We start from the raw sequence: 22,200 nt of genomic DNA, 5'->3' as shown, positions 1-22,200 counted from the left end.
CCGATAGATAGCCATTTTAGCTATTAAACTCGATCGCGCAATTGTTGAAACCAAAATTTTGGGTGATCATCAGGGCGCACTTTTAAGCTACTCATCGATAATAAAAGCGGCACTCCTCCGACTTTTGCGCTCATCAATAAATGGAGTGCTAAACATGCCAACATTGTCGCCCAGGATAACAAGTGAACAGAATATGCTACGTGTTGCAATTGTCCCTGTGGCAACCAGGTTTCATCCATAAATTTTCCACTAATGACAGCAAATAAAAGTGCCCCAATCATTACGGTATTGGTCAACCGTTGTAGACTAATCCACCAAATCGGTTTGCCAACTTGCGTCAATTGTGCGATCGATTCTTTTTGAACTAATTTCTTCCGACCAAGCCAAAGACTATAAATCAGAAACAACGGTGCAAAAAGAAAAAACAGTAGCCAGCCGATCGTGCCGTGATAATCAATGATCGGATTAATTCTCGGCAGCGGAATCTGACCAAACCGTGCATCAAAGGTGTCGTACACCCAATACCCACTGATCAATGCTCCAATTACAAGCAGTGCAGTCACTCCATGCAGAAACCTTAATAATGAAGGTTGATAGGGTTTGGTACGCGCCATTTTTCTTGACTCCAAAATTGTTCTTTTATTGATATAACGCACAATGATTAAAAAGTTGAATCCTGATCCCTAAAATTTCTACGATCGTAAAGTGAGCGATCGATAACAAATTGCCTCAACCGTGATCAAAAGATTACATCTATCGAGGTCATTAAATAAATGCGATAGCGTGATGAGACACCAAAAATTTGACGTGTCTCTTCTCTTAAAATTTGGAGTTTTTTCCAATGGCTACTGTAAAAATCGGGATCAATGGTTTCGGGCGGATTGGTCGCTTGGTGTTTCGTGCGGCTCTGGACAATCCAAATATTGAAGTTGTCGGAATTAATGATCTCGTGCCGCCTGATAACTTGGCATATCTACTGAAGTACGATTCTACTCACGGTGTCTACCCCGGCAAGATCGAAGCAAAACCGGAGGGCATTCTAGTCAACGATCGCTTTATTCCCTGCTTTGCAATGCGAAATCCAGCAGAGTTGCCTTGGGGCAATCTGGGAGCCGATTACATTGTGGAATCGACCGGACTGTTTACCGATTTTGATAGTGCCTCGAATCATGTGAAAGCAGGTGCAAAAAGAGTCATTATCTCTGCACCGACCAAAGATCCGGAGCGCGTGAAAACTTTGCTCATGGGCGTAAATCACGATTCGTATGATCCTGAAAAAGATACAGTCGTCTCGAATGCAAGTTGTACGACGAACTGTCTGGCTCCGGTGGCGAAAGTGTTGAACGATCGATTTGGTTTAGTCGAAGGTCTAATGACGACCGTTCACGCAATGACCGCAACTCAGCCGACGGTCGATGGTCCGAGTAAAAAAGATTGGCGAGGTGGACGAGGAGCTTCTCAAAACATCATTCCTGCTTCAACTGGAGCTGCTAAAGCAGTCACATTGGTTCTTCCTGAACTGAAAGGAAAACTTACTGGAATGGCGTTCCGTGTCCCGACTCCGGACGTTTCAGTTGTAGACTTGACCTTCAAAACTGAGAAGCCGACGAGCTACAAAGAAATCTGTGAAGCGATGAAAGAAGCCTCGGAAACATCGCTGAAGGGTGTTTTGGGCTATACGGATGAGGAAGTGGTTTCAACGGATTTTCAGGGCGATCGTCGATCGAGCATTTTCGATGCGGGTGCAGGAATTGAACTGAATTCCAACTTCTTCAAGATTGTCTCTTGGTACGACAACGAATGGGGCTATTCAAATCGCGTGATTGATTTGATGACCACGATGGCGAAAAAAGACGGCATTTTGAACTAATCCAAGCGTATGATGGGGGTCGCTTGACCCCATCGTCTTAATCAACAAATATCGCTAAAATAGTCAAGATTGCTATGGTTTGAACGAATGAGCCAACAGACGAGACAAGTTATTTTATCTAAGGATGAAGATGGCGTTTGGATTGCAGAATGTCCAAGCTTGAAAGGTTGCAACAGTCAGGGACAAACCAAAGAAGAAGCGTTATCGAATATCAAGGAAGCGATCGCGGGATATGTTGCTGCCCTAGAAGAAGATGGCTTGCCTATCCCAGAAGATCCTTTTGAAGCATTCTTGGTGGTTGTGTGAGTAAGTTGCCGAGTATTTCTGGAAAAGAGTGTGTCAAAGTCTTAGAGAATATCGGCTTCTATCAGAAGCGACGAGAAAGCAGCCACATTATCATGCGAAGAGATGACCCTTTTGCACAGGTTGTTGTCCCAGATCATGCGGTGATTGCGAAAGGAACATTAAGGGCAATTATTCGAGATATTGAACTAAGTGTGGAAGAGTTTTTAGCATTGCTGTAGCGAAGGGGTTGAGAAAGCTATTCAGTCTTCAAGCCATTGAAAGACCTGCCCAACTGTTAATTCAAAGTTTTTGGCAAATTCTGGTACAGCAATCTGCACTTCAGGGGTGTCTAAGTCGTAAAGTTTAACGAATCGATGCAGACAGTAGACTAAAATAGCTCTCTCTTCAAGATCAATAATCCACGTCATTTGTGTTCCATGCTCTAAGCCATGTAGCGTTTTCTTGATTAGTTTCGTGGTAGGAGTCTGAATCTCGATCGTCCAATCTGGAGCAAGACAAAACTCATTTGCTACTCTGCCATCTGAATCACGAGGAATGCGATCCCAAGCGAATACAGCAATATCAGGGACAATTACTTGATCGTCGAAAACACAACATAATTCGAGAAAGGCACGAGCAATTTTATTGTTTCTAAATTCAGAACTAATCGCAGCACTCAATTCGCCTTGAATTGTGCTTCGTCTTCCGGTGGGCATTGGTTTCTGAATGATTTGACCATCAATAAACTCGCTTGCAGGCTTAGTCTCTGGAAGATTCAGAAACTCCTTTAGCTCAGATCTTGCACCAATTGCGATAAGACCTCATTCTGGGCATTTCGACGATCGCACTGCCTCGCGCCGGACTGGAAGTCGGCGCTAACGGTGCGAAGTCCGGTAAACGGGACTCAAGATTTTGAAATTGGCTCTCAGTCCCCTTGAGTGGACTTCGCACCGTTAGCCCGAACTTCCAGTTCAGGGCGGGTGAATGCGACGAACGAGAGGCTTGAAATATCGCTTGTTGAGAATGGTGCAAGATCTGAGTTAGCGTAATTGCACGATTTTGAGTCATCTTCGTTCCTAAAACTCTACATCTTCGTCTTCATCAGTCTCGCCAATTACGGAGAGTGGGAACTGTTGCTTTAAGGCAGGAATCACGGGACAAGGTTTACGATCGTCTAAATTCTCCGGCTTGTTCCAACTAAACGGAGCTTGCTTTGCCGCCGACATCCACAACAATCGCTTTGCTCGTGTCATGGCGACATATAACAATCGAAACTCTTCTGCGGTTTTCAAATATCCGGCTCGTTCCCAAGCTTCTTCGGTGTTGGGGATTGGTTCTTGATGCACGATCGATCGGATCTGTGCTCGTGCAACTTCGGATAGGGTGAAATCGCCTAGAAACTGCATCGCAGGCGGAATGTAGAGCGAACCGGGAATCATGTTCTCGTGCAGGAATGGAATAAATACATAGTCCCAGTCAAGACCTTTCGCTTTATGCATCGTAATCACTGTGATTTGACTAGGGCGAACATATCGATCGTCATCTTCCGCTTCAACAGGTTCAAATCGCTCTGAACTTACAATGTCGTTTAGTACCTCTAACATTGCAGTAAGTGAGTTCTCCCTAGTTTGCTGCATGATTCGCTCTGCAAGCTTATCCGCAGTTGCAAGCTCGGTTTGCTCATAGTTCAAGGTATAAGCTAGAAACGAAATTAATTGATACAGTGGTAGCTCTAATCTAGCTCTGAGTAAGCTAGTACAAAAACGGCTTGCTTGTTGAACTTGCGGATCTTGAGGTGGATCAAGCGGAGCAGGATAGAGGAACTGTTCTGGGAAAGTAATCAGTGCATTAAGATCTTGAGTGGGAATGATCCGTCGATCGACAAATACAGACAAAGCCGCTTTGAGGTTATCCGGAGAATGTGGTCGATCGAGAAATTGCAGTAACGAAAGCATCTCTGCCGGGATGTGTGATTGTCGATCGCGCATTCCCACTTCAAACACAGGAAGCTTTTCATCAAACCATCGCGCCAATTCTCGTGCTACAAATCGCCCTTGGTCATTGGTGCGAACTAATACGGCAGCAGATCGATCTGGATAGTTATCGAATAGTGCGATCGCTCTTTTTCCAATCCATTCCACAGTTTGATGCACATCTTCAGGCGTGTGAATCTCAAAGCCTAATCCTTCAGGACTCGGATTCGCATCGGCTTGTGGATCGTTAGCTGAAACGGGGCGAATCATCTGCGATCGGAATGGTGCTGTTTCTTCTTTGCCGTAAGTTCGATTCACCCAAGTTAGAACATAGTTCGCAGCTTCGAGAATGATTCGACTACTACGCCCTGCTTGGTTCATTTCGGCTAAACGCTCCTCGATCGAGCAAGTCTGACAAAACTCTCGAAAGAACACCGGATCAGCGGGTGTGAAGGTCGAATTGATTGCTTGATTCGGATCACCAACTCGAACTAAGTTTTGATTGTTGGATTGTTCTGGATCAGTTGCTAATAGTTCTAATAGCTTAGTTTGCAGTGGGCTAGAATCCTGTGCTTCATCTTCAAACACTGCAAACACTTGAGATTGCCACCGAGCGCGAACCGTTGGATGCTCTAACACTCGAAGTGCAGCTAAAACCATCTCGTCGTAATCAATAAAGTTCCGGTTCTGGAGTTGCAGTTGGTATTGCTCGTATAGACCTGCTGCGATCGACAAAATCGAATACTCATCCGATGAAATCTGATTGCGTAGATCATCTGGTAGCAATCCCGAACTTTTCGCCTCTCGAATGACTGTCTCCGCCAATGCAGGTAAGACTTCAGTTCTTAGAACAGCTTGTCTGCGGAGTCTTTCCGTTTCTTCCCCATCGAATTGCTGCCCTTCTAACAAGCCTTGATACAACTGCGGATTCAATCCCAACCATTGTTCTACGCTAGTGCGAATCAATCGACTTCCTTGAGTCGGCGTAATCAAAATTGAATCCGGATTAAAGCCCGATCGCTCTGGGGCACTACGAGCGATCGACCAAGCTAATCCATGCAAGGTATGAACGACGAAGCCACCTTGCGGTAAGCTCAGTTTTTTCAAATATTCGCGAATTTTCGATTTAATGTTTGCGGCTGCTGATCGCGTAAAGGTCACGACTACTAATTGGCGGCGGCTGTGGAGTTGGTGACGTGCGATCGCGACTGCTGCTGCGACTGCCATTCCGGTCGATTTTCCCGCTCCTGGAACGGCGGACACTGCCAATCGCCCAGATTCCCAATCTGCAATTTCTCGCTGTCCTGGACGCAGCGTACTTCGCAACGATTGGAGAAGCTTTTCGCGGAGTTCTAACACATTGGAAACAACAGGATCGGCAGTCATAGGATAAATAGAAAACTTGTACTACTACTTTAGACGGTAAACTAATTCGATCGTAGACTTCAAACCGAAATTTATGACAAGATCGGAAGCTGAAACTATTTTGCGGCAATTTATCTGTACAGAACGATCTTCTGAACCGCTCGATTATGCGGCAATTCGAGAAGCGGTTCTCATTGTGGCAGATTTGTCTGATTATCAAATTTTAGGAATCTGTGCCGAAACTGCTGAGGAAGGGTTAAAAGCGCTTTCGAGCTATGCGATCGCGTTGAAATACGAAGTACCGGAAACGCGATCGATTTCTGGCACGATTTACATCAAATTCAATCCGTTGACAGGTCGATCGCACATGGAACCTTACACTGGGGAGCATCGTGGCGTATTAGTCTCTTGTCAATCTGCCTTTGAGGATGGTGTGAATGAAACGTTTGGACATTTGCCGATCGATTTATTCAACTAATAATAAACCCAGACCGGAGACCGACCTGGGTTTGGGTTTTTATGAACCAACCTTAATGAAGTTCGGTTAGCTTTTTTGGTAACTTGGAATACCTTTATTTATTGATTTCATCCTACAAGACACATTTCAACTCTGGTGAGAAAACACATCTTTCTTTAACAATTGATACTTTGCTTAATGAAGCTGCTCTTTCCAGAATTGTCAAAGTCACAACAATTGAAATGAAAAAAGGAATTTTAAGTGGATTCTGAAGAGACGCTTAGCAACGCTTACGCCGTTCACGTTGAGGATGAGTTGGGGGTTGCTCCTAAAGCATTGAGCATTTGTTTTTGCGCCATCGTTAGCCCTGTCACGCCTGAGAGGTTCATCCCCTCATAAGGACGATCGGTTCTCAGAATCTGCAAACACTGACCCGTTTCTACACTCCAAAATCTGATTGTCTCATCGTCACCGCTACTCAGTATAGTTTGACCATTGGGATGAAAGGCAACAGAACGAGGTTGATTGCTATGTCCCTGGAATATTCTCAAGGTTTGCCCAGTCTGAACATCCCAGAGTCGGATCGTTTGATCGGCGCTGCCTGTTGCAAGCATCTCGCCGTTCGGACTAAATGCGATCGACCAAATCCCTCCCTGATGCCCCTGCAAAATTTTGTAGCTTTCCCCCGTTTCAACATTCCACAGCCGTAAGGTTGCATCATCACTTCCGCTGACCAGAATGGGCTGGTCTGGATGGAAACTGGCTACAAGAACCGGACTTGTATGACCCTGCAAGGTTTTGATAAGCTCTCCTGTTGTCAAATTCCAAAGTTTAATCGTCTGATCAAAACTTCCACTCGCCAGCATTTGCTGATCGGGACTGAAGCTGATCGTACTAACCCAATCGGTATGACCTTCGATCGTTCTAAAGCACAGTTCTTCTTCTGAATTCTTCTGAGACAACCACCCTGAAGAAGCATTCCACAGTTTGATGGTCTGATCTCCACCACAACTTGCGATCGTATGACCATCTGGACTAAAGATTGCTCTCCAAACTAACCCTTGATGTCCTCGCAATGTCCTTAACAGTTGACCAGAATTGATATTCCAGAGTCGTATTGTGTGATCGTTGCTGCAACTGACTAAGAGATCGCGGTTCTCAGAATCTCTCGGAGCACAAGCGAGCCAATGCACAAAATTGGTATGCCCTGTCAGGGTTTGTAAGAGTTGCTGAGTTTGACTGCTCCAGATTCGGATCAGACCATCCCCATGAGCACTGAATACTCTCTGACCCTCTGAACTAAAGACGGCTCGATGAACTGAATTCGTGAAGCCTTGAAAAGTTTTTAAGGTTTGTCCAGTCTCTGCATCCCAGAGTTTTACTGCTTTTCCAGATCCCGCACTTGCAAAGATTCGGCGCTGTGGATGAAAAGCAATAGCTCTTACTGGATTTTCATGTCCATACAGCGTCCGTAAGAGCTTTCCACTCTTTGCATCCCAGAGTTTCACAGTCTGATCTTCACTGGCGCTGCTCAGTACTTTCCCATCTGCGCTATAGGCGATCGCGTTAACCCAGTAAGTATGCCCTGTTAAAGTTTGAATGCAGTTTCCAGTCTGAATGTCCCATCGCTTAATCGTGCCGTCTTCACTACTACTCGTAAGGGTATGATCAAGATAGAAGGCAACCGATCGAACTTGTTTAGTATGTCCTTGAAGGGTTGCGATCGCCATTCCAGAGTCAGCGTCCCACACCTTTACGGTTTGATCAGCTCCTCCACTTGCAAGTAGGCGACCATCCGAGCGATACGCCACACAGCAAACTCGATCCGTGTGCCCCTGAAAGGTTCTTAACCATTGCCCTGTCTGAGGATTCCAGAGTTTTACAGTGTGGTCGCCACTTGCGATCGCAACGGTTTGACCATCGGGACTGTAGACTACACAAAAGATCGCCTCTGGGTTTTGTAAGGTTCGGATGAGTTCCCCAGTGGTTGCATTCCAGACTTTCAGGGTTTGGTCGCCGCTCCCGCTGATCAGAGTCCGACCGTCGGGACTAAATGCTAGTGCGAATACCCAGTGAAGATGTCCTTGGAAGGGCAGAAAGAGTTGGCTATCTGCAATGCACCAGGAATACACCTGAGCGCTCGCATCACCTGTGACCATGTAGTTTCCATCTGGGCTAAATGCGATCGCAAAAATTGAGCCTACCTTTTGAGTGAAGCTAGAGCGAACAAAATGAGCATTGCTAAAATTAGTCCGATGAAGGGTGAGGTTCCGAAGATCGGCTTGCCAGATGGCTAAATTTGAGAAATCGCGATCGCTAAAATCTGTGTTTAATTCTCGTAAAAGGTTCAGCAGATTTCCACCTACATAGCCCGGTTCTAGTGGAGCTTGAGTTTGTTGAATGGAGACAAGGTTTTGTAAGTGTGCTTCTAGATGGCTGATTGAGCGGAATTCACTGATCAACGGATTGATGATCGGTCGAATGATTAATCGAATTTGTGTTTCCCGAACATATTCTTTTGCTTGAACTTTGACTAAAGCATGACTTTTGAAGAGTACTGGCTGCTGAGCAATCAGTTCTTGAATGACTTGTTCAATCAAACGCTCAGTAACGTACTCCATCACAACGGGTTGCAAAGTATAGTTTGAGTCATTTTGCTCAATCAGCGATCGACGCTGTACGGATTCTAATGTCTGAAGTAGCTCTGCTTTTGAAACGGCTGGAACTAAGTCATCGTGGATCTCTTGCATCGGTGTGGGTTCACGATTGATCGCCAGCCAGTATAAAATGTGATGCTCAAACGGACTGAGACGATCGAACTGTTGATCTAGCAGGTTCCGAATACCTTTGAAGAGGGTGGTTCCCTGTGCTAGAAACGTTGCAATGCTGCCATCAAATAATTCTTGAATCGCAGTGGCAGCAACCTTGAGAGCAAGCGGATTGCCATGATAGACCTCAATGAGTTGCTGTTCGAGGGTGTGAGTTGCCTGCAATCCTTTTGCTTGTAAGATTACTTTTGCTTCATCCGTTAGTAATCCTTGCAATCGAATCGATCGCACAGGCAATGTAAATCCTTCCAGGGCAGAGATTTCTTCAGGCTTTTCTCGGCTGGTAAGTACAATGGTGCTTTGATGCGGGACTTCTCCGAACTGCCGCAACAGGATGGCATACCGTTCATACCCAGATCGATAGGCTCCTAAAGGTTCGCCAGTTTGTAACACGGCTTCTAGGTTGTCTAAGACGAGGAGGCAACGTGCTAGACGCAATTGCTCTAGTAATCGAGTGATGCGACTGTCTATGCGTTGGGGAATTGCCTGTCCGGGGGTGAGTGTTTCTAGTAACTCTGCCAGTAAATCTTCTAAAGGGGGAGCTTGAAGGAGCGATCGCCAAATGACTCGATCGAATTCTTTCCCAGAGGAGCAGGCAAATTTAGTAGCGAGTGCCGTTTTTCCGATTCCGCCCATCCCAACGATCGCGATCGTGCGGCAGCGATCTTGAATTGCCCATTCGGTGAGCTGTGCTAATTCTGTCGTTCGTCCGTGGAAGCCTGACACATCAGGCGCTTCAATCAGGGAAAGTTCGTCGATCGGTTGGGTTGTACCATTTCTCGATCGACGCTGCTCCCACTCTGTATCAAATCTTGCTAGATTTGCGGCGATCTCTTTGCGAGGATGCCACAGTTCAAGGGTGAAGTGCCAATACTCTGAACCTTGAGTCGCAGTTCGATGATCTTGCAAAATTTCTAGGAAGTCTTTGTACCGTTTAAGGGATTCCCGAATCTGCTCTTTGCTGAGTTTTTGAGGCTTTGGGAGCAGAGCAGTGAGGTCTTGGAGTACCTTAATTTTGGTGCGGATAATGCACTGGTATTCAGTCTGCCAACTGATTTGCAGTTGCTGAGAAAATCGCTTGGTCGTTATTTCATCCAGATCGATTTCAAGTTCATCATTTGCATAGATGAGCAGCGCTTCTAGAACTGATTTGGCGTGTTTTTGTGCTTGAGTTCCGTAGCTTGTTCGCGCCATCAGTATTACCTCAAATTTCAAAACGTTAAAAACAATCAAGAAAGTCTTCTATAAAGTCTAAAAAAGTTCAGGATTCCCTAAAGTTATTGCTATTGTCTAAACAGTCTATTGCAATTAGCAAGGGCTTTTTCAGGATTTTCTCGCCTTTGTAGCTTTGGGGAAGAGGGACGAAGTAAAGTAGATGTCAAGTCAGAATCAGGTGGGTTTACCTAAGCATTTTGCGATCGTGAAATTCGACGCTGAGCAGGATGATATTTTTCATCTGCTCTTGAGATCGTTCAGAAGTGGTGTATCCCATTTCGCAAACCAGTATCCGAGTTTGGCGAATGGAGGTAATGGGTCTTTCACATTATTTAATTCTTGAGAAAGTTCAATTAGGGTTCATTACAACTAGGCAGGCGTAGAAGCTTCTCAATCTTACTCATTTCGATTTTGCTTGAAGTGTAAATCATTGAATTTGGAGAAGAATGATGCAAAGTCAAAAGCAGCAGTTGGTTGAATCAGAGGATCTTCTGGTTTCTCTATCTGAAGAAGAGCAAGATTCGATTCAAGGTGGTGCAGTACCTTTGGTTATTGCCCTTTCCATCGCCGCTGCTAGAGTCGCGGCACCCCATGTTGCAAGAGCAGTCATCAGGAATAAAACAGTACGAAGAGGTGCTGCTGTCGCTGGTGGAAGCGTTATCGCAGGTTTCGGCGGAGCTGCCGGTGCTGATGCGTACGAGGCTGTCAAGGGAGCTGTTCGCTAAACTTCTTTGGCTAAAAGAGTCCTGAAATCACTGCTAGAAGATACAGGTGATTTATGTTCTTTTGATAGATCACTTGTATCTCTAGTGTTTCTCCAAGAACATTAAGTTCTGCTTTAGTTCTATCTGTTTGGTGATCAGAGAGCGAAGCGTGACAACCAGAAAGCAGAGTCCATTACAAATGAGCGATCGTCGCGCCTTCTTTCCAAATCCCAAAGTGAAGGCTTATCAATTTTGGCTAGGAATAGCTAAACGCTATCCTTTCTTTGAACAACAGAGTACTGCCGATTGTGGGGCAGCCTGTCTTGTGATGGTTGCTCGGTATTGGGGCAAACGCTTTAGTATCAATCGCTTGCGTGACATTGCAAACGTAAATCGGGATGGTGCTTCTTTGAGAGGATTAGTGGCAGCCGCAGAAAGTATTGGGTTTGCCACTCGTCCTGTAAAAGCGAGTCTTAAAAAGTTGGCAGAGCAGGACTTACCTGCGATCGTACATTGGGAAGGAAATCACTATGTTGTCGTTTACAAAATCACGCCGAGCCGAGTCATCCTTTGCGATCCTGCGATCGGTCAACGAAATCTTACCCATCAAGCCTTTAAGGAAGGTTGGACAGGCTATACGCTGTTACTACAACCGACCCTTCTACTAAAGGAGACTGATGAAGACAAAACTACGATTTGGCGATTCTTTGAGTTAGTCAAACCGCATGGATTTGTCCTATTTGAAGTATTTGTAGTTTCTGTCTTAATCCAAGTGATTGGGTTAGTCACGCCGCTATTGACTCAGATTTTGCTCGATCGCGTAATTGTTCAACGCAGTGAGATGACTCTTAATGCAGTTGGAATTGGATTACTGATCTTTGGACTCTTTCGAGTTGCGATGACAGGACTTCGGCAGTATTTACTCGATCATACCGCTCAAAAAATTGATGTTGCTTTAGTCATTGGATTCATTCGACATACGTTTCAACTCCCGCTGAATTTCTTTGAATCTCGTTATGTTGGAGATATTATCTCTCGTGTTCAAGAAAATAATAAGATTCAGCGATTTCTGACGGGAAATGCTTTATCGATCGTATTAGATACCTTGACGGTTTTTGTCTATTTAAGCCTGATGTTTTGGTACAACTGGCGAATGGCATTGCTCACGCTCGCAGTTTTGCCACCGTTGGTCTTACTGACTTTAATTGCTACCCCATTTTTACAAAGAATTTCGCGAGAAATTTTCAAAGCAGAAACGGCTGAAAATAGCTATCTAATCCAAGCAATCAGCGGTGTTCAGACGATTAAATCAATGTCGATCGAACAAACGGTGCGCTGGCATTGGGAAGAATTGCTCAGTAAATCGACTAGAACAAGTTTTTCTGGACAAGTACTAGGCAATCGGCTAGAAGTTATTAGCGCCACCATTGAAACACTGTTCACGACTGCTTTACTATGGTTTGGCGCGTTGCAAGTGATTCAAGATCAACTCACGATCGGTCAATTAGTCGCCTTCAATATGCTTTTAGGAAACGTGATTAGTCCGTTTCAGCGATTGATTACTGTCTGGGATGACTTGCAAGAAGTGGTGATTGCGATCGAACGAATTAATGATGTACTCGAAACAACACCAGAAGAAAACTTGTTGAAACAAGACCGTCAAGTTTTTCCCGCATTAAGAGGGTGTATTCGCTTCGAGAACGTAACCTTTCAGTACCATGCGGGCGGTGAAAACACGCTATCAGAGATCAGTTTTGAAGTACGACCCGGAGAAATGGTCGCACTGGTTGGGCGAAGTGGTTCTGGCAAAACAACAATCTCTAAGCTGCTACTCGGACTCTACAAACCCACTCAAGGAAAGATTTTAATTGACGGGTATGATCTCACAACGATGTCACTCCCCTCACTTCGAGAGCAGATTGGCGTGGTCGATCAAGATACGTTCTTGTTTGGAGGAACGATTCGAGAAAATATCAGTGTTGCCTATCCAGAAGCAACTTTGGAAGAAATTATCCCAGCAGCACAGCTTGCCGGAGCGCATCAATTTATTCAAACCTTGCCGATGGGATATGAAACTTCGATCGGGGAAGGAGGAGGAATGCTATCGGGTGGACAACGACAGCGAATTGCGATCGCACGCGCCCTGCTCGGTAATCCAAAGCTGCTGATTTTAGATGAAGCAACGAGCAATCTAGATGCTGAATCTGAACGCCTGATCCAAACGAATCTGAATACCATTTTGCGCGATCGTACAACGCTAATCATTGCTCATCGCTTATCGACAGTGCGCCATGCTGATCAAATTTTAGTTCTCGATCGAGGGACGCTGATCGAACAAGGTACACACGATGAGTTGATCAGAAAACGGGGACATTATTTCTACCTCAATCAGCAACAACTCACCCTTGCAAGTTGAAACAAAGCAAGTTGAAACAAACTTTTCTAACTCTAAATTTGAACTATGTCTGAGCGTCCTAACACCCAGTCTCCAGCGAATTCCGACCCAATCACCGATCTCCAGAATTCCTTCGATCGCGCTTCAGGTTCTACTGAAGGGCAAATTCTGCAAACTCCCAGAAGAACGCATCGAGATCAAGACTGGTCAAACTCCGCTCAAGAGCTGCTCGATACGCTGCCACGGGTTTGGACAAAAGGACTCCTCTATCTGCTAGTAGGATTCACAACGGTTGCTCTACCGTGGGCATTGTTCTCGAAAGTAGAGGAAACGGGAAGTGCAAGAGGACGACTCGAACCGAAAGGTAAAAGTTTTCGGCTCGATGCTTCTGTGGCTGGAACTGTGACTCGAATTCACGTTAAACCTGGACAGGTGGTCAAAATAGGGCAACCCCTTCTAGAACTTGATGCAGAGCCAGTGCGCTCTGAACTAGAAAGTGCTGAAGTAAAACTTCAAGGACTCTTGGGAGAGCAAAAGTCGCAAATTTCTCAAGCTCAACAGCGCGTCAATGCGAGTGTGCGAAACTACACGTTACTTCAATCTCAGCTTGCTCAAGATCTATTTGAAGTCCAACGCTTTCGCAGACTCTCTGAGCAAGGTGCTGTGCCTCAAGTCAAAATCGCGGAAGTCGAGCGAGTCGCACTACAATCTCGCCAAGCGGTCAATCAAGCCCGTTCAGAGCTAGAACAGGCACAATTCGAGTTGAAAAAGCAGCAAGGAGGCGATCGCACAAAAAGATCGAATGCAGAACTCACTGGATTAAAAACAGACATCATTCAAACGCAGAAACAGATCCAATCCCTCCAATTTCAACTCCAGCAGCGTATCATTCGCGCCCCTGCGAATGGCATCGTGTTTGAATTACCGATCGAGCGAATTGGAGCCGTGGTTCAACCGAGTCAACTGATCGCTCAAGTCGCGCCAGAATCCTCTCCTTTGGTCTTACGCGCCCAACTTCCTAGCCAAGAGAGCGGCTTCATCAAAACCGGATTACCTGTGAAGCTCAAGTTTGATGCCTATCCGTTCCAAGATTATGGTGTGGTTGCAGGGCAGTTGCAATGGATATCACCCAACTCTAGACCTTCCGAGACTTCAGGGCAGCCAGAAGTGTTTGAAGTGGAAGTGAGTTTGAATCAGTCTGAGATCAAAGGTCAGAATAGACGAATCCAATTGAGTGCTGGACAAACTGCGATCGCAGAAGTCATTGTACGAGAACGACGAGTCATCGACTACATGCTTGATCCACTGAAAAAACTAAAGCAAGATGGACTGAAATTGTGATGCTTCCTGCATTCACGAAATAGTACTAACCGATCTGGGTTTGGGTTTTTATGAATCAACCTTAATGAGGTTCGGTTAGTTTTTTGGTAGCTTGGAATACCTTTACTTATTTCTATGAGATACATTTCAAATCTGGTGAAAAAACACATTCTTCTTTAACAAGAGAGACTTTGCTTAATGAAGCTGCTCTTTTTAGAATTGCCAAAGTCATGACAATTAAATATCTTAGTCTAGCGGGGTGTTCGATCAATAATCTTTCACGCCAATTCTATTATGAAAGCACTCTCTAACCTTAAAACTCGCTTGGTTCGTAGCATCGCACTTGCACTGGTTGGAATCCTGACCCCAACGATCGCCCGCAGCGATTTTTACCCGAATTTTGCGCCGTCAAATATGCAGGCGGTTACTGATGCCGCAATTAGCGGTGCTGTGCTGAGAAACATCGTTCGTCGGAATGCTTCAAATCGAGCTAATCCGCCGCGATCGAGCCAAAATCAACGCACTGAACCAACGACAAATCTGAGCTTTCGACCCAATTCAGCTATCTCGCGCCAGGTTCAGATGTCGATCGTTGAATCTGTCAGGCAGCAAGCTCCATCAGAAGCGGACAAATTCGCTGCTATCCTGGCATCTGGTCAGCCGATGAGTCTCTATTCTCAAGCTGCTGCGGCTAAGTATGGATTGAGAACCGACAACGTTGCGGATGCGATGACAGCTTACATGGTGACAAGCTGGATGATTGTGAACAATGTGCGGACTGATCCTTCACGGGCGGCAGTACAGGCAGTGCGATCGCAAGTCGTACCCGTTGTTCTGAATAATTCTCGATTTCGCTCAGAGAAAACTCGCCAACTGGTTGCAGAAAGCCTAATTTATCAAACGATCTTTTTGAGTGCCAATTACGATCGAGTGCTGGCATCGAATAATCCGTCACAGATTCAGCAATTTGTACAGACGACACATCAATCGATCTCCACCGGATTCGGCTTAGATTTCCGCAGGATTGATTTGACAGAGGCAGGATTTCGCCCACGAAGCTAGTTGAAAATCAGATCAAGCCGCTGTTGGGATGCTTTTAGTGCTTCTTCGGGTGTGGCACGATCGAGTAATACCGATTCGATCGCTCTTCCCAAATTGTCCGAAATTCGGTTATAGCCTGGGAAAATCGGGCGCGATCGACCAAATTGAGCTTGATCTAGAAAGATGTCGATCGCAGGTTCTTTCGATCGAAATTCTTTGTAAGCCTGACTTTCCCGCGATTTCAAATTGGTTGGGAGATAACCCGTTCCGATCGCCCATTCGGTCTGAAATTCCTCGCTCATCACGAATTCTGCGAACTTGAGTGCGGCTTTTTCCCGCTCTGGAGTCGATTTGAAGAAGAAAATATTCTCACCCCCGATCGCGGTTCCTGCTTGCGTTCCTTTCGGAATCGGCAACACACCAAAATCTACTTTGGTCGCTTGCAGTTGTCCGAGTGTCCAAGGTCCTGAAATCTGCATCGCCACTTTACCCGCAAGAAAGCCATCCAATTCATAGCCGCGTTCGGGTTGAGACAGAATTGCAGAGCCGTCTTGCATCAAATCGCGCCAGAATTGTAAAGCTGCGATCGCGCCTGAATTTGCAATGTTCAAATCAGCAGGAGTGGCTTCTGGGTAGACTATGTGATGGATTGATCCAACGTTTCCATATTTTTGCTTGATGTCCTTGATAGCGGCTTCGATAGCGGCTTCCCGAAGTGCCTCAGCGTTTGGAATACTCGTCAACTCTCCACCTGCGCTAAACATAAATGGCAGCCATGTAAATACAGTCCATTCACCTTTGCCCAATGGTAAGAGCATTCCAAATCGATCGGCTTTTCCATCGTTGTTTGTATCGCGAGTGAGTTGTTTTGCCACCGATCGAAACTCTTCCCAAGTTCTCGGTAGCTCTTTGATGCCCGCTTCTTTGAAGAGACTGGGACGATAATAGATGCCAACATTGTTAGTACTGAATGGAACTGACCAAATTTTGCCATCGTATTTTGTTGTATTGGCAAGGGTTGGATCGAGTTCAGACTTAACAGGCGGATTGAACTCATCGAGCGATCGTAAAGCATCCAATTCCACCAATTGCCCGGTAATCATCGGCGCAAACCACAACATATCGGGTGCGGCATTTCCGACTACTGCCGCGAGAATTTTCGGCATTTGCTGATCACCCTGACCGACATAGAGCGATTCGACTTGAATGTTCGGATTTTTTTGATTAAATCGATCGACTAATTTTTGCAAAACATCTCGATTCGGGGGCGGGTTCACACCTTGCCACAGAGTCAGCCGGATCACGTCCGAGGATTGGGCAGGCTGACAACCGAACAGAGTCAGACAGAACGCGATCGTAAAAACAAATTTCAGCAAATGGGCAAACCGCATCGGCATGATTAGGATGAAGGAATTATGAATCTCTGAATAGTGTATGAGAAAGTTGATTCCAAGTTCGATCGCGATCGCGTTACTTTGCTTCACAGTGGGTTGTCGATCGAACAATACTAATCAAGTTGAAATTACGCTCAGTGGTTGGCAAAGTAACCCGAATGAGGGGAAATTACTTGATAAAGTGATTCAAGAATTTGAGGCACAAAATCCAACCATCAAAGTGAAACGAGAAGTGATTAACAGTCAGTATATGGATGTGATCAGAACTCGTTTAATCGGAGAAGTTGCCCCAGATGTATTTTATTTAGAAGCGCTTGAAGCTCCAACTTTAATTAAATATGGTGTGCTAGAGCCGTTAAATTCTTACATCAAACCTGAATTCAAGCTGAATGATTTTGAACCGAATTTATTGAACGCATTTAAGCAGAATAATACTGTTTATGGAATACCAAAAGATTTCTCAACTTTGGCACTGTTCTACAATTCAACTGCTTTGAAAAATGCGGGAATTAGTCAGCCACCAAGAACTTGGGAGGAACTGAGAACAGCAGCGAAAAAATTAACGATCGATAAAAACAAGGATGGCAAAATCGATCAGTACGGGATTGGAATTGCTCCAGAGCTACCGCGTCAAGCGTTCATGGTGAAAGCGTTTGGTGGAAGTTTGGTCGATCAAAATAACAATGCTGCGTTTGCCAGTTCTCAAGGAATTCAGGGTTTGCAGCTTGTGATTGATCAATATCGCAACGATCGCTCTGCGGCACAGCCTACAGATGTGGGTGCAAACTCGAATAGTGAAGCCTTTGGGCAAGGTCGGGTGGCAATGGCGATCGAAGGTCCTTGGGCAATTCCTTATCTCAAAGAAACCTTTCCAAAACTGAAATTTCAAACCGCAGAAATTCCAAAGATTAATAACCAGAAAGGCACAATGATTTACACAGTCGGCTATGTGATGAATCGCCAATCAAGGCACAAAGATGCGGCTTGGAAATTGATTCAATACTTAACCGATGAAACAGGGATGAAACGATGGGCAAATCAGGGTGTAGCGCTACCTTCCCGTCGATCAGTGTTGGCGGGATTAAACTACGATCGTAATCCAATTTATTCGCCGTTTGTCGCAGGTGCAACCTATGGGACGATCTGGCAAGGTGGCGAAACATTGCCGACGATTATGACCAGTTTCGATAATCAATTTGTAAGTGCAATGCTCGGACAGCAACCGTTATCCGAAGCGATGAAACGTGCTCAAGAAACTGCAAATCGAGAAATCTATTTATCGAATTAGCAATGATTTTGAAACAAAAGTTCAGAGATGCTTTATCGGGCTATGCGTTCATGACACCTGCGATCGTGATCTTAGGTGTCTTTCTTGCATTGCCTGTCGTTTATGCGATCGTACTTGCCTTTTATCGCGTTCAACTGCTTGGAGAAGTCGATTTTCGCTTTGCTGGATTAAGAAACTTTATCCGGATTCAAGACGATGAACGAGTTTGGATCGCACTCAGTAATACGATTCAATATGTTTTGATTGTTGTTCCATGTCAAACGATTCTTGCGTTGATTTTGGCACTATTGTTAAATGCTAAAATTCACGGTCGAAGTTGGTTCCGAGTGGCATTCTTTCTGCCGACTGTTACATCATCTGCGGTACTGACATTGATCTTTATGTGGATCTATAACTCGAATGGATTACTAAATAATTTTCTCGGTTTCTTGGGTCTTCCTACTTACAATTGGTTAGGCGATCCGGATGTTGCATTAAAGGGAATCATGCTGATGAATATTTGGGCAACTGCGCCTTTATTCATGGTGATTTATTTAGCAGCGCTGCAAGATATTCCAGAGAGTTTGTACGAAGCTGCCTCGATCGATGGTGCAACAACTTGGGAGAAGTTCTGGTGTATTACACTTCCATTTTTGAAACCTGTCACGTTTTTCGTAATCACAATTGGCATTATCGGTACGTTCCAATTGTTTGATCAATCTTATATTTTCTCAAATGGATCAGGTGGACCTGATAATTCAACTTTAACGATCGTACTTCTCATTTATCAATATGCGTTCAATCGTTTAGACATGGGATACGCGCTTGCACTCACGCTGATTCTTGCACTCACGATTATGATCGCGACTTTAATTCAACGCTATTTTTTCAAAGAAGAGAGCTTAGATTAATGCTAAAAGCACAGAATTTTCGCTGGTGGATTTGGCTGATGTACGGGGGACTAATTCTTTATGCGATCGTCACTTTTATTCCATTCCTCTGGGCGCTTTCTGCCTCATTCAAACCGCTTTCTGAAATCTCAGCCAGTGGAACAAACTTTATTCCCCAAGAATTCACGCTTGAGAATTATAAGCAGATTTTTCTACAAGAACCGCTGTTTGGAAGATGGTTATTTAATAGTGCGATCGTTGCAATTTTCGTCACGCTTTTCAATCTTTTATTCAACTCAATGGCAGGATACGCTCTTGCTAGAATTCGCTTTCCTGGAAACGGTTTATTGTTCTTCTTAATTCTGGCAGTTTTAGTCGTTCCTGCTCAGATCACATTACTGCCTAGATTTCTTATTCTCAAATCATTAGGTTGGCTTAATTCTTATCAAGGATTAGTTGTTCCAACAATGGTAAATGCCACTTTCATTTTCATGATGCGGCAGTTCTTTATCAACTTTCCAAAAGAGCTAGAAGAAGCCGCACAACTCGACGGATTGAATCGATTTGAAACCTTTTTTCAGATTGTTTTACCGTTAGCAAAACCCGCTCTTGCAGCACAAACAATTTTTATTTTCATGAGTTCATGGAATGAATTTTTATTGCCCCTTGTTGTTATGTCAAATCCCGAAATGTTTACATTACCGATCGGCTTAAATGCCTTCAAAGGTCAATATGTAACTTTCTGGAATTACATCATGGCAGCTTCGATGGTTTTCACCCTTCCCGCTCTTGTGATTTACGCCTTTTTCAATCGCTATTTCATTCAGGGAGTGACCTTTACAGGAGGCAAATCTTAACTTTTTCGATATCCTATTAATCGCACTCGTTACGATTTGTAGGTATGGCAGGACATAGTAAGTGGGCAAATATTAAACGCCAAAAAGCTAGAGTTGATGCTAAAAGAGCAAATGTTTTCACTAAAATTTCTCGTGAAATCATTGTGGCGGCTCGAAGTGGCGTTCCTGATCCGGCAGGAAACTTTCAGCTTAGAACCGCGATCGAGAAAGCCAAAGCCGCTGGTATTCCGAATGAAAACATCGATCGGGCAATTGCAAAAGGCGCAGGCAAACTTGGCACAGATGCCCCACTCGAATCAATTCAATACGAAGGCTATGGTGCGGGTGGCGTAGCAGTTTTAATCGAAGCCTTAACCGACAATCGGAATCGGACAGCGGCAGACTTACGAGAAGCCTTTAGCAAGAACGGCGGCAACTTAGGTGAAATGGGTTGCGTCGGCTGGATGTTCGAGCAGCGGGGCATTGTCGAATTATCGTTTGCTCCTCAGAAACGGGGACGCAAGATAGAAGAAGTGTCGATCGACGAAGAAGCCCTGCTCGAAGCCTGCCTCGAAGGAGGAGCCGATTCGTATGAATTAATCGACACCGAAGACGGACAAGCAGCAGAGATTTTTACCACTGTTGAAAATCTGGAAAATCTCAGTCAAAGCCTGAAAGAGCAAGGCTATACGGTTTCGCAGGTTGAACTGCGCTGGATTCCGCAAAATACGATCGAAGTCACCGATCCTGATCACGCTCGATCGTTGCTCAAGCTCATGGATGCGCTGGATTCTTTGGATGATGTCCAGAACACGACCGCAAACTTTGACATCGCAGAGGAATTAATGATGGCATCGATCGCATAAAAAAAGCCCCGGTGGAACTCTGGATGCCCCCATCCATCGTCCTTCGGGGTGTCTGTGCTCTATTCAACATTCAGAATAAAGCGAACTCCATCTCATCCACTTCATCCAGAGCGCTCATCCAATCGGGTGAATTTAAAATCGCTGAAACTTCGCAAAATCAGCACATTTGCCGAGGCGACCTCATAAACTTAGCGGACGAAATATCCAGTTTGATTGATCGCATGAGAAATTTACGCGAGAATAGGTGTAAAGTTTCGTATCGCTCAACAGGTATGCAGTTCGCGGAGCCGAGAATGTCTGAATACGATATTGCGATCGTCGGTGGTGGAGTCGTTGGAACCACGTTCGCTTGTGCTCTTAAAGATTCCGGTTTCCGAGTCGCCTTGATCGAAGCCGAAGCCAAATCTCAAGCGGTTTCTCGCGCTCAAGCCTATTCCATCTCACTGCTATCGAGCCGTATTTTTGAAGGAATGGATATTTGGCAGCAAATCCGTCCTCACGTTGAAACTTACAAAAAAGTACGTCTTTCAGATGCGGATTCTCCTGCCGCTGTTCAGTTTGCACCTCATGATATTGGTACTGAAACGCTCGGCTATGTGGCAGAACATCGAGTCTTAATTACTGCGCTTCAGGAGCTTTTACAGACTTGCTCGAATGTGGATTTGATGTGTCCTGCAAAAGTGGTGAAAACAGAGTATCACGCGGACGATGCGGTGCTAGATGTGATGCTGGATGGGGAAGTGAAACAGATTCGATCGCGCTTAGTCGTCGCGGCGGATGGTTCACGCTCTCCCTTGCGCCAACAAGCAGGAATTAAAACATTTGGTTGGCAATATGGGCAAGCTTGCGTCGTTGCCACTCTAAAGCTCGAATCGCCACACGATAACACTGCATACGAATGGTTTTGGAGCACAGGTCCTTCAGGAATTTTGCCTCTGACCGACGATCGTTATCGCATTGTCTGGACAGCCACTAGAGCGGAAGCCGAAAAGTTAGTAGCCCTCGACGATCGACAATTCATCGAAGTCTTCCAGCAACGCTACGGAACCAAGTTTGGCAAACTAGAAATTGAAGGGAACCGCTATCTTTTCCCAATTCAGTTAATGCACAGCCGCGAATATGTTCGATCGCAGTTAGCCTTAATCGGGGATGCGGCGCATAGTTGTCATCCCTTGGGCGGTCAAGGCATCAATATGGGAATCCGAGATGCAGCAGCCTTGGCGCAAGTGCTAAAAACGGCACGAGAACGCAGCGAAGATATTGCCAGTCTGAAAGTTCTCAAACGGTATGAGCGCTGGCGACAGTGGGAAAACCTGATTATCTTGAGCATTACCGATTTGCTGAATCGAACCTTCTCGAATCAGATTTTCCCGATCGTGCAACTTCGCCGCTCTAGTCTCTGGTTTCTGCGGAACATTCATCCGATTCGTTCCTTGGTGTTCCGGATTATGTCTGGATTAACCGGACGGACTCCACAATTGGCTCAACGGTAGA

At 45.2% G+C, this 22,200-nt stretch carries 19 protein-coding genes; 13 read left to right on the top strand and 6 right to left on the bottom strand.

Translation table 11 applies throughout. The features are described from left to right. Window positions 1-23: 23 nt before the first annotated feature. Window positions 24-614: a cytochrome b/b6 domain-containing protein gene (locus tag ACQ4M5_RS12615; protein WP_430675969.1), complete on the bottom strand. Its 591-nt coding sequence runs from the start codon at window positions 612-614 to the stop codon at window positions 24-26. A gap of 227 nt (window positions 615-841) precedes the next feature. Between ACQ4M5_RS12615 and gap the strand changes: the two genes are divergently transcribed. From gap to ACQ4M5_RS12600, 3 genes are all read left to right on the top strand, one after another. Next, on the top strand, window positions 842-1,870 hold the full coding sequence (gap, locus tag ACQ4M5_RS12610; protein WP_430675968.1) for a type I glyceraldehyde-3-phosphate dehydrogenase: 1,029 nt from the start codon (window positions 842-844) through the stop codon (window positions 1,868-1,870). Window positions 1,871-1,957: 87 nt separating this feature from the next. Further along, the gene (locus ACQ4M5_RS12605; protein ID WP_430675967.1) at window positions 1,958-2,176 is read left to right on the top strand and encodes a type II toxin-antitoxin system HicB family antitoxin; all 219 of its coding nucleotides are present in this window, start codon (window positions 1,958-1,960) and stop codon (window positions 2,174-2,176) included. After that, entirely contained in the window at window positions 2,173-2,394 is a 222-nt protein-coding gene (locus ACQ4M5_RS12600) for a type II toxin-antitoxin system HicA family toxin (RefSeq protein WP_430675966.1), read from the top strand. The genes ACQ4M5_RS12605 and ACQ4M5_RS12600 overlap by 4 nt, the downstream gene beginning before the upstream one ends. Before the next feature lie 21 nt (window positions 2,395-2,415). On the opposite strand, the gene ACQ4M5_RS12595 is transcribed toward ACQ4M5_RS12600, so the two are convergent. Genes ACQ4M5_RS12595 through ACQ4M5_RS12585 form a run of 3 tightly spaced genes read right to left on the bottom strand, consistent with a single transcriptional unit; the run spans window position 2,416 to window position 5,514 of the window. Beyond that, a complete protein-coding gene (locus ACQ4M5_RS12595) occupies window positions 2,416-2,934 on the bottom strand; it encodes a Uma2 family endonuclease (RefSeq protein ID WP_430676071.1) in 519 nt (172 codons plus the stop codon). Between the two features lie 13 nt (window positions 2,935-2,947). Then, window positions 2,948-3,223 carry a hypothetical protein gene (locus ACQ4M5_RS12590; protein ID WP_430675965.1) on the bottom strand — a complete coding sequence of 92 codons (276 nt, stop codon included), beginning with the start codon at window positions 3,221-3,223 and terminating at the stop codon, window positions 2,948-2,950. 8 nt (window positions 3,224-3,231) lie between these two features. Next, window positions 3,232-5,514 carry an ATP-dependent helicase gene (locus ACQ4M5_RS12585; RefSeq protein WP_430675964.1) on the bottom strand — a complete coding sequence of 761 codons (2,283 nt, stop codon included), beginning with the start codon at window positions 5,512-5,514 and terminating at the stop codon, window positions 3,232-3,234. Window positions 5,515-5,587: 73 nt separating this feature from the next. Between ACQ4M5_RS12585 and ACQ4M5_RS12580 the strand changes: the two genes are divergently transcribed. Continuing rightward, entirely contained in the window at window positions 5,588-5,971 is a 384-nt protein-coding gene (locus ACQ4M5_RS12580) for a DUF1824 family protein (RefSeq protein ID WP_430675963.1), read from the top strand. A gap of 278 nt (window positions 5,972-6,249) precedes the next feature. On the opposite strand, the gene ACQ4M5_RS12575 is transcribed toward ACQ4M5_RS12580, so the two are convergent. Further along, window positions 6,250-9,972: an NB-ARC domain-containing protein gene (locus tag ACQ4M5_RS12575; RefSeq protein WP_430675962.1), complete on the bottom strand. Its 3,723-nt coding sequence runs from the start codon at window positions 9,970-9,972 to the stop codon at window positions 6,250-6,252. A gap of 467 nt (window positions 9,973-10,439) precedes the next feature. Between ACQ4M5_RS12575 and ACQ4M5_RS12570 the strand changes: the two genes are divergently transcribed. The 4 genes from ACQ4M5_RS12570 (at window position 10,440) to ACQ4M5_RS12555 (ending at window position 15,474) form a co-directional block, all read left to right on the top strand. Beyond that, entirely contained in the window at window positions 10,440-10,718 is a 279-nt protein-coding gene (locus ACQ4M5_RS12570) for a hypothetical protein (RefSeq protein ID WP_430675961.1), read from the top strand. A 148-nt stretch (window positions 10,719-10,866) separates the two neighbouring features. Then, window positions 10,867-13,113, top strand: a complete 2,247-nt coding sequence (locus tag ACQ4M5_RS12565) for a peptidase domain-containing ABC transporter (RefSeq protein WP_430675960.1) — start codon at window positions 10,867-10,869, stop codon at window positions 13,111-13,113. Between the two features lie 45 nt (window positions 13,114-13,158). Beyond that, window positions 13,159-14,433 (top strand): HlyD family efflux transporter periplasmic adaptor subunit, encoded by a 1,275-nt coding sequence (locus tag ACQ4M5_RS12560; protein ID WP_430675959.1) that lies wholly within the window; start codon window positions 13,159-13,161, stop codon window positions 14,431-14,433. A gap of 273 nt (window positions 14,434-14,706) precedes the next feature. Next, window positions 14,707-15,474, top strand: a complete 768-nt coding sequence (locus ACQ4M5_RS12555; RefSeq protein ID WP_430675958.1) for a DUF6683 family protein — start codon at window positions 14,707-14,709, stop codon at window positions 15,472-15,474. Here the strand turns inward: ACQ4M5_RS12555 and ACQ4M5_RS12550 are convergent. Beyond that, window positions 15,471-16,937 carry an ABC transporter substrate-binding protein gene (locus ACQ4M5_RS12550; protein WP_430675957.1) on the bottom strand — a complete coding sequence of 489 codons (1,467 nt, stop codon included), beginning with the start codon at window positions 16,935-16,937 and terminating at the stop codon, window positions 15,471-15,473. The genes ACQ4M5_RS12555 and ACQ4M5_RS12550 overlap by 4 nt on opposite strands. On the opposite strand from ACQ4M5_RS12550, the gene ACQ4M5_RS12545 reads away from it, so the two are divergent. Genes ACQ4M5_RS12545 through ACQ4M5_RS12525 form a run of 5 tightly spaced genes read left to right on the top strand, consistent with a single transcriptional unit; the run spans window position 16,888 to window position 22,199 of the window. After that, entirely contained in the window at window positions 16,888-18,135 is a 1,248-nt protein-coding gene (locus ACQ4M5_RS12545; RefSeq protein WP_430675956.1) for an ABC transporter substrate-binding protein, read from the top strand. The two genes, ACQ4M5_RS12550 and ACQ4M5_RS12545, sit on opposite strands and share 50 nt — an antisense overlap. Window positions 18,136-18,137: 2 nt before the next feature. Then, the gene (locus tag ACQ4M5_RS12540) at window positions 18,138-19,025 is read left to right on the top strand and encodes a carbohydrate ABC transporter permease (RefSeq protein ID WP_430675955.1); all 888 of its coding nucleotides are present in this window, start codon (window positions 18,138-18,140) and stop codon (window positions 19,023-19,025) included. Further along, complete coding sequence (locus tag ACQ4M5_RS12535; RefSeq protein ID WP_430675954.1) at window positions 19,025-19,861, top strand: carbohydrate ABC transporter permease; 837 nt, start codon at window positions 19,025-19,027, stop codon at window positions 19,859-19,861. The genes ACQ4M5_RS12540 and ACQ4M5_RS12535 overlap by 1 nt, the downstream gene beginning before the upstream one ends. 44 nt (window positions 19,862-19,905) lie before the next feature. Next, complete coding sequence (locus ACQ4M5_RS12530) at window positions 19,906-20,706, top strand: YebC/PmpR family DNA-binding transcriptional regulator (protein WP_430675953.1); 801 nt, start codon at window positions 19,906-19,908, stop codon at window positions 20,704-20,706. A 23-nt stretch (window positions 20,707-20,729) separates the two neighbouring features. Then, window positions 20,730-22,199 carry an FAD-dependent hydroxylase gene (locus ACQ4M5_RS12525; RefSeq protein WP_430675952.1) on the top strand — a complete coding sequence of 490 codons (1,470 nt, stop codon included), beginning with the start codon at window positions 20,730-20,732 and terminating at the stop codon, window positions 22,197-22,199. Window position 22,200: the final 1 nt, after the last annotated feature.

Source organism: Leptolyngbya sp. AN10 (genome assembly GCF_050565645.1).
Classification (GTDB): domain Bacteria; phylum Cyanobacteriota; class Cyanobacteriia; order Leptolyngbyales; family Leptolyngbyaceae; genus Leptolyngbya.
This window is presented reverse-complemented; position numbering and strand designations above follow the sequence as displayed.

Coding starts and splice junctions, on each gene's coding strand:
- ACQ4M5_RS12615 (WP_430675969.1), bottom strand. CDS start 614: ATGGCGCGTACCAAACCCTATCAACCTTCATTATTAAGGTTTCTGCAT.
- gap (WP_430675968.1), top strand. CDS start 842: ATGGCTACTGTAAAAATCGGGATCAATGGTTTCGGGCGGATTGGTCGC.
- ACQ4M5_RS12605 (WP_430675967.1), top strand. CDS start 1,958: ATGAGCCAACAGACGAGACAAGTTATTTTATCTAAGGATGAAGATGGC.
- ACQ4M5_RS12590 (WP_430675965.1), bottom strand. CDS start 3,223: ATGACTCAAAATCGTGCAATTACGCTAACTCAGATCTTGCACCATTCT.
- ACQ4M5_RS12585 (WP_430675964.1), bottom strand. CDS start 5,514: ATGACTGCCGATCCTGTTGTTTCCAATGTGTTAGAACTCCGCGAAAAG.
- ACQ4M5_RS12580 (WP_430675963.1), top strand. CDS start 5,588: ATGACAAGATCGGAAGCTGAAACTATTTTGCGGCAATTTATCTGTACA.
- ACQ4M5_RS12575 (WP_430675962.1), bottom strand. CDS start 9,972: ATGGCGCGAACAAGCTACGGAACTCAAGCACAAAAACACGCCAAATCA.
- ACQ4M5_RS12570 (WP_430675961.1), top strand. CDS start 10,440: ATGATGCAAAGTCAAAAGCAGCAGTTGGTTGAATCAGAGGATCTTCTG.
- ACQ4M5_RS12560 (WP_430675959.1), top strand. CDS start 13,159: ATGTCTGAGCGTCCTAACACCCAGTCTCCAGCGAATTCCGACCCAATC.
- ACQ4M5_RS12555 (WP_430675958.1), top strand. CDS start 14,707: ATGAAAGCACTCTCTAACCTTAAAACTCGCTTGGTTCGTAGCATCGCA.
- ACQ4M5_RS12545 (WP_430675956.1), top strand. CDS start 16,888: ATGAGAAAGTTGATTCCAAGTTCGATCGCGATCGCGTTACTTTGCTTC.
- ACQ4M5_RS12540 (WP_430675955.1), top strand. CDS start 18,138: ATGATTTTGAAACAAAAGTTCAGAGATGCTTTATCGGGCTATGCGTTC.
- ACQ4M5_RS12535 (WP_430675954.1), top strand. CDS start 19,025: ATGCTAAAAGCACAGAATTTTCGCTGGTGGATTTGGCTGATGTACGGG.
- ACQ4M5_RS12530 (WP_430675953.1), top strand. CDS start 19,906: ATGGCAGGACATAGTAAGTGGGCAAATATTAAACGCCAAAAAGCTAGA.
- ACQ4M5_RS12525 (WP_430675952.1), top strand. CDS start 20,730: ATGCCCCCATCCATCGTCCTTCGGGGTGTCTGTGCTCTATTCAACATT.